This is a genomic window from Maribellus mangrovi, from assembly GCF_037646455.1.
GTDB lineage: Bacteria > Bacteroidota > Bacteroidia > Bacteroidales > Prolixibacteraceae > Draconibacterium > Draconibacterium mangrovi_A.
This window is the reverse complement of record NZ_JBBIXN010000006.1, coordinates 6,310-13,814: the sequence shown is the minus strand read 5'-3', so window position 1 is coordinate 13,814 and position 7,505 is coordinate 6,310. Positions and strand designations below refer to the sequence as shown.

General features: G+C 42.2%; 2 protein-coding genes and 1 pseudogene. All 3 read right to left on the bottom strand.

Annotated elements, in window-relative coordinates; all coding sequences use genetic code 11:
- Window positions 1-2,939 (bottom strand): annotated as a pseudogene (locus WFY05_RS19405) (hypothetical protein); the annotation flags it as partial.
- Between the two features lie 645 nt (window positions 2,940-3,584).
- Window positions 3,585-4,532, bottom strand: coding sequence for a PorP/SprF family type IX secretion system membrane protein (locus tag WFY05_RS19400; RefSeq protein ID WP_340114586.1), 948 nt, complete (start codon window positions 4,530-4,532; stop codon window positions 3,585-3,587).
- Window positions 4,533-4,573: 41 nt separating this feature from the next.
- A partial coding sequence (locus WFY05_RS19395) for a T9SS type B sorting domain-containing protein (RefSeq protein ID WP_340114585.1) occupies window positions 4,574-7,505 on the bottom strand: 2,932 nt, incomplete at its 5' end.

The following is a 7,505-nucleotide window of genomic DNA, read 5'->3' as shown; positions in this document are numbered from 1 at the left end:
GCATTATCACCAACGTTGGAACAATCGAAAGCAGTAATATCTGTATCGAAAGTCAAACCTCCGCAGGCGTCAGAAGAACCATTGTTGATGCCGTCTTCAGCAATAACAGCATTTCCGGTTGCATCGAGTTGAACGGTAATGTCTTTACAAACGGCAACAGGAGGAACATTGTCTTCCACAGTCACAGTAGCCGAGCAGGTCGATGAGTTTCCGTTCGCATCGGTTACGGTTAATGTTATGGTATTATCACCAACGTTGGAACAATCGAAAGCAGTAATATCTGTATCGAAAGTCAAACCTCCGCAGGCGTCAGAAGAACCGTTGTTGATGCTGTCTTCAGCAATAACAGCATTTCCGGTTGCATCGAGTTGAATGGTAATGTCTTTACAAACGGCCACCGGAGCCACATTGTCTTCCACAGTCACAGTAGCCGAGCAGGTCGATGAGTTTCCGTTCGCATCGGTTACGGTTAATGTTATGGTATTATCACCAACGTTGGAACAATCGAAAGCAGTAATATCTGTATCGAAAGTCAAAACTCCGCAGGCGTCAGAAGAACCGTTGTTGATGCTGTCTTCAGCAATAACAGCATTTCCGGTTGCATCGAGTTGAACGGTAATGTCTTTACAAACGGCCACCGGAGCCACATTGTCTTCAACCGTTACCGTAGCATCACAAGTTGAAACGTTATCGTTAATATCAGTTACGGTCAGTGTTACGGTATTAGCTCCAACATTTGAGCAGTCAAAATTAGTCTGGCTGGCAACCAGCGATTTAATTCCGCATGCATCGTTTGAACCGGCGTCAATGTCATCTGCAGTTATTGCAACTGCTCCTGAAGCATCGAGTTGAACGGTAATGTCTTTACAAACGGCCACTGGAGCCACATTGTCTTCAACTGTTACCGTAGCATCACAAGTTGAAACGTTATCGTTATTATCAGTTACGGTCAGTGTTACGGTATTAGCTCCAACATTTGAGCAGTCAAAATTAGTCTGGCTGGCAACCAGCGATTTAATTCCGCATGCATCGTCTGAACCGGCGTCAATGTCATCTGCAGTTATTGCAGCTGCTCCTGAAGCATCGAGTTGAATAGTAATATTCTGGCAGGATACCACCGGAGGAACATTGTCTTCAACCGTTACCGTAGCATCACAAGTTGATACGTTGTCGTTGTTGTCCGTTACAGTAAGTGTTACGGTATTTGCTCCAACATTTGAGCAGTCAAAATTAGTCTGGCTAGCAACCAGCGATTTAATTCCGCAGGCATCGTCTGAACCGGCGTCAATGTCATCTGCAGTTATTGCAGCTGCTCCTGAAGCATCGAGCTGAATGGTAATATTCTGGCAGGCTGCCACCGGAGGAACATTGTCTTCAACCGTTACCGTAGCATCACAAGTTGATACGTTATCGTTGTTGTCAGTTACGGTCAGAGTTACGGTATTAGCTCCAACATTTGAGCAGTCAAAATCAGTCTGGCTGGCAACCAGTGATTTAATTCCGCATGCATCGTCTGAACCGGCGTCAATGTCATCTGCAGATATTGCAGCTACTCCTGAAGCATCGAGCTGAATGGTAATATTCTGGCAGGCTGCCACCGGAGGAACATTGTCTTCTACCGTTATCGTAGCAGTACAGGTAGCTGTTTTTCCACTTCCGTCAGTTACAGTAAGTGTTATAGTATTTACTCCAACATTTGAGCAGTCAAATGACGAAGGTGATACACTCATTGAAACAATGCCACAATCGTCGTATGAACCGTTATTTACAAAGCTACTGTCGATACTTACGTTTCCGTTAGCATCGAGTTGAACTGTTGTATCCTTACAAACAGCAACAGGAGCGGATAAATCTGCCCCGCCGACTACTGTAAAGTTGATCGGTTCAACCTGGGCACAGTCACCATCTAATGCTAAATCACGCACATCCAGGGTATGGGTTCCGGCTGCAAGACCACCAACTACATCTCCTGAAGTAAAAGAAGTCCATGCTCCACCGTCGATACTATACTCCAGAACAGGAACATCAGACAGTGGAGAAGTTGCTACAATTGTAATGGTGCCGTCATTTTCCAGACAAGATTCTGGAGTTGAGACAGGTGTTTCTAAATGAACTCCTTCAACAGTAATGTTGAAAGAGCAGGTCTCAACTACCGGATCACCAGCAGTTGGCGTATACGTTGCAGTATAGGTTATAGTAGTGTCGCTTATAATAAAAAAACCTGATGGTTGTGGACCGGTAACGGTGAAGTCAATTCCGGATGCACAATCAACATCAAGCAAAAGACCATCATGTACAATGTCATCAATCGTGTTTTTATTTGAAATACTGCTAAGTTCAGTAGTAAAAAGAAATTTCACATAAAATGCTCCTGTTGTGTCAGGAGTTGTAAGGGTTGAACTTCCTGTGGTATCGATAAGATTTGACCCGATTTCCTTTTCTACTCCATCTTCATCAATCAGAATCAGATGCCAGGTAAATTCCTCTCCATTAGGATCAGTAAAGAAAACAGTTATATCTGTATTCGGCTGAAAATAGGTTAGCGGAGTAGTAATATAAGGATCTCCGGTTCCTGAGGATTGCCATAATTTCATCCAGCCATCACTCGACTGACCTGTTCTCTGCACCCCGTTAAATTCCCAGCATTGAGCTGCCAGTGAACTTTCCGGAAGGTCGAACGACATATAGAAGTTCTGAGTTTCTCCTGTATCTCCAACACAGGTCAGAGTAAAGTCAGGAGCAGTCCAGTCAAGGTATTTGCCTTGTTCTCCGGTAATCGCGTTAAGCGAATCGGCACAAATTACGATGTCTTCTGTAATGCAACCACTTGTAGTAATGGTACATTGACCATCACTTTTGCCGGGTGTCAGCACAATAAACAGCACCGAAAATAGTATCGCGATTTGTCTTAAGATCTTTTGGGTAAAACTTTTTTTCATTGTGTAAGGTTTAATAATTTCTTCAATGTTGTGTAACATAATATAATGCGTCCAGCTCGATTGTTAAATCGATGCTAATGCAGTAATTTTTTTTGTTAAGTACTTTGATTGAAATTATCGGAAAGATTAAAATAACCCCTTATTCCTTATCTGACCTAAATTTCAGAATCAATTATTGCTACTACAAATTACGACTTAACGTCATAAAATCCAAAGATTTGTTTTGAATTGCGTCTTTTTCATTATTTCAATTTTGTATTTAGTACGTTTGTGCCATTCACTAATCAAACGATGTGCCACTGACTTTAAAGTGTTGAAAAACAAGCATTAGTATTTTTTGAAAATGTGATTTTGTGTCTCAAAATGGGACAAAACTCCCGTATTGATCAAAAAAATACGTTTTTATCTGAATTTTTGATCCGGTTTTACGTTTTGGGGAAAATGTAAGATTTGCCTCTGCAGAGGCTCATTGAATTTCTGTATAAATCAGCCTGTTTATTTCCTGAAAAAGTCAGTTAATTTCCAATAATTTTACTTGTAAAAGTTGGATTGTTAATTGCAGTTTCCTAACATCAAAAAGAGAAAAACCCGGCACCATCAGACCTGATTGGAAACCGGGTTTCAAAAACACAACATCAAAATATCTTAGAAGTATCTCGGTGAGATCACATTCTCTTTTTTAAATCGTAACTCGTAAGAAACCATTACCTCGTGGGTTCCGTTGTTATGCTCTTTCAGATTGTTGGTCGAAAAATCGATGGCATAACCAATCCGAAGTTTTTCGGCAAAAATCCACTGAGCAATAAAACCATATGAAGATCCTGTTCGGTACATTGCACCCAACCAGAGTTTTTCCTTGATCAGGAAGTTTCCGGTAAGGTCGAACTGAACCGGTGTTCCGGTTTTCGAGGTAAACGAAGCTTTGGTCAGCATAGTTGGCTTGAACTTCACATTTTCACCCAGGTTGAAAACCGCACCTGCAACCAGGAAGTAGTGTCGGAGTTCTCCTTCCACAGAAAAGTTTTCCATATCGTTCTCAAAAGTTGTACTTACCACTTTCGGTATCGAGAATCCTACGTAGGCCTTTTTGCTGTATAGAAATGCTCCAACTCCAAAATTCGGTTTGAAGGCATTTTTGATTTCACCGACAAAATTAGGGTCACCCGGATCTACTATGTCATATTCCTGGAGGTTGTTGGAGTAATTGGTGAAACCACCTTTTAATCCCAAACGTAAGTTTGTTTTTTCGCCAACCGGTACCAGGTAGGAATAGTCTGCAAAGAGGTAAAACTTCTTCTCCAAACCAACTTTATCGCTGATGACATTAAAGCCCAGGGCTACCCGCTCGTTTTTAAGCGGGGCCTGAAGCGAAAATGTGTAGGTTTCCGGTGCACCGTCCCAACCGGTCCACTGGTGGCGGCCAAGAGCCATAAAACCTACCGACTCCCATGTACCGGCATAAGCCGGGTTAATGGTTTGTGTATTGAACATGTATTGTGTATACATCGGGTCCTGTTGTGCATTTACTGAAAAAGCTGCTACTATTAGTGCCAGAATCCCTAAACCTTTGATTATATTTAATTTTGCTTTCATCGTTCTAAATTTTTCGGATTTAACATTCATTAATTAATCAATTAATTATTTAGGAATACTGATCCTGTGAGAACCGTACCGTTGCTATCATTTACATACAGTATATAGAAGTATGTACCCGTTGGTAGTTTTTCTTTACCAAGCTGCATGTCATTCATCGATGTTCCATCCCACCAGGCTTCCAATTCAGCCCATTCGTCGTAATTACCATAATTGTCTTTTTCGTAGAGCAGGTTACCCCAGCGGTTATAGATCTCAATCTTTGCATCAGGGAATGTTTCACCAAAGTTGTCCAGGATAACGGTTCTGAGTGAATCTGTCATTACAATCTGGAAGTAATCGTTGTAATTATCTTCGTTCGGAGAGAATCCATTTGGAACAAAGATGATCGATGCTGGTGGTGGTGGTGGCGGCGGAATAATAGTATCCTGTTCTTGCCTCCAATCACGCTTGCCATTCAGGTCTTCATCCTGAAGAGCAACATTACTGCTGATCGTATTTTTATACTTATCTTTCTTCACGAACCATGTATCGTAAGTATCAAAAGCATCATCTAGACCATCCTTATCAGAGTCTTGGCCTGAAGGTGATACATCAGCTGCACCATCAAAATCGGCGTCGTTACCTTCTATAAGGTCAGGTATATCGTCTCCATCCGTATCCAGGTCAAGTTGGTCGGATATACCATCTTCGTCCTGATCCCAAAGCGGGAAGTAGTATACATTATCACCATAATCGTCGTAACGGTCATCCCAACCATCTCCATCTGAGTCAGTTCCGATTGGTTCCCAGTATTCAAATCCCAGGTCGTTAACGTGTCCTAAACCTTCGGCTACGGTCTGTTGCCATTCTACGTTATCCATAATTCCGTCCCCGTCAGAGTCAAGGTCGAGTCGGTCAACAATTCCGTCACCATCGGTGTCGATATCCGCATCTTCACTGGTTGATTTTGTGAGATCAACTTCATGAATATCCAGAATTCCATCGTCATCATCGTCGATGTCATCATCGTTTGGTACTCCATCACAGTCGGTGTCGAGGAGAACTGTTATACTCACATAAGATGTGGCACAATTATCAGGATTAAGCGAATCGCAGATGGTGTAATTGAATTGGATGTGGATATTTTCTATTTCACCAGTATAGAAATTCAAGTCACCAGTTAACAGATCCAGAGTAATATCCTGCGGCATGCTGTCAACAGTAATCTTAAAGTTTTCAATTCCATTCAAGTCATCATTGGCGAGCAGGTTCGGAACCCAGATCACCTGGTTGCCCGGGCATTCAACTACTGTTAAAATATCAGGCTCCGGAATTGGTAGCTTTCTTACTTCTTTGTTGCAATTAGCCTTACCTTGTTCAACTGTTACTGTAGCTGTGCAAGTACTCTCGTTACCTGCAGCATCAATCACGGTAAGGATTACTGAATTTGAACCTGTATCAGCACAAGTGAAATAGGTTTGGTCGATGAACATGGTATCGATGGAGCAGTTGTCGATCGAACCATTTTCGATATCTTCAAGCGAAATACTTGCCGAACCAAATGAATCCAGTTCAACAGTGAGGTCGCTGCAAACTGTAACAGGCGCAATCGTATCTCCGATTGTTAATTCAATGGTCAGTGTGCTGTCGCAACCTGCTGCATTGGTCAGGTGTTGCACATATACTCCTGTCTCTGTAAAAGTTTCATCATTGATTGTAAATGCTTCACAGGCACTGGCTAAAATGCTTTCTTCAGTACTACGGAGCACGGTTGCAATAACGGTTAATGTACTGTCGCAACCGGCAGCGTTAGTCAGGTTTTGAGTGTAGCTATCACTTGAATAATAAACTGTTTCGTTAATAACAACACTGTCACAGCCCTGAACCTGGATCGTTTCTTCTGTGCTTTCGAATACAGTAGCAACAATGGTCAGTGTACTGTCGCATCCGGCTGTGTTAGTCAGGATTTGAGTATAAGCACCTGAAACTGTATATACCGAATCGTTAACGATAACCGAACCACAACCTTCAACTTCAATGGTTTCAGCTGTTGGTTCCAGAATCGTAACGTTAACAGTCAATGTGCTATCACATCCAGCTGTGTTTGTCAGGTACTGATTGTAAGTTCCTGATTCGGTGTAAACGGAATCGTTAACAATTACCTCCTCGCAATCTTCAACCGAAAAGGTTTCTGTAGTTGGTTCCAGGATCGTAACATTTACTGTCAGTGTACTGTCGCAACCGGCAGCATTAATCAAATTCTGAGTGTATGTGCCCGATTCAGTGTATTCTTCATCGTTTATAGTAACTGAATTACAGTCGCTAACATCGATGGTTTCTTCAGTACTTTCCAGTATGGTGAGATTTAGAGTAATTGTCAGATCACAACCATTATCTGTGGTCAGGACCTGAGTGTATTGTCCACTCTCGTTATAAACTGTTCCATTCAATTCATACGAATCACATGCGGTTTCATTTAGTGTCTGTTCAGTACTTTCATTTACTGTCAAGTTAATTGTAAGTACACTGTCGCAACCTGCAACATTTGTCAGGTATTGTGTATACGTGCCACTTGAAGTAAAGGTCTCGCCATTAATCGTGAGTTGGTCACAGACTGTTCTATCGATGGTATTTTCGCTATTCTGATGAATTGTTACATTCAATACAGTATCCGCGGCACAGTTGTCACCTTCGTAGTGAACGGTAGTATCACCGTCAGTACCGAGGTATTCCACACTGTCAATACTCCAGGTATAAGTTTCATCCGAGCAGATGGTCACGTTGGTTACGATTGGATCCGGTTCCGGAGTTACTGTTACATTAAGTACTGTATCCGGTGCACAGTTGAGACCCTCATAATGAACAGTAGTATCACCATCTGTACCCAGGTATTCAACTCCGTCTGCATCCCATGTATAAGTTTCATCCGAGCAGATGGTCACGTTGGTTACGATCGGATCCGGTTCCGGAGTTACTGTTACATTAAGTACT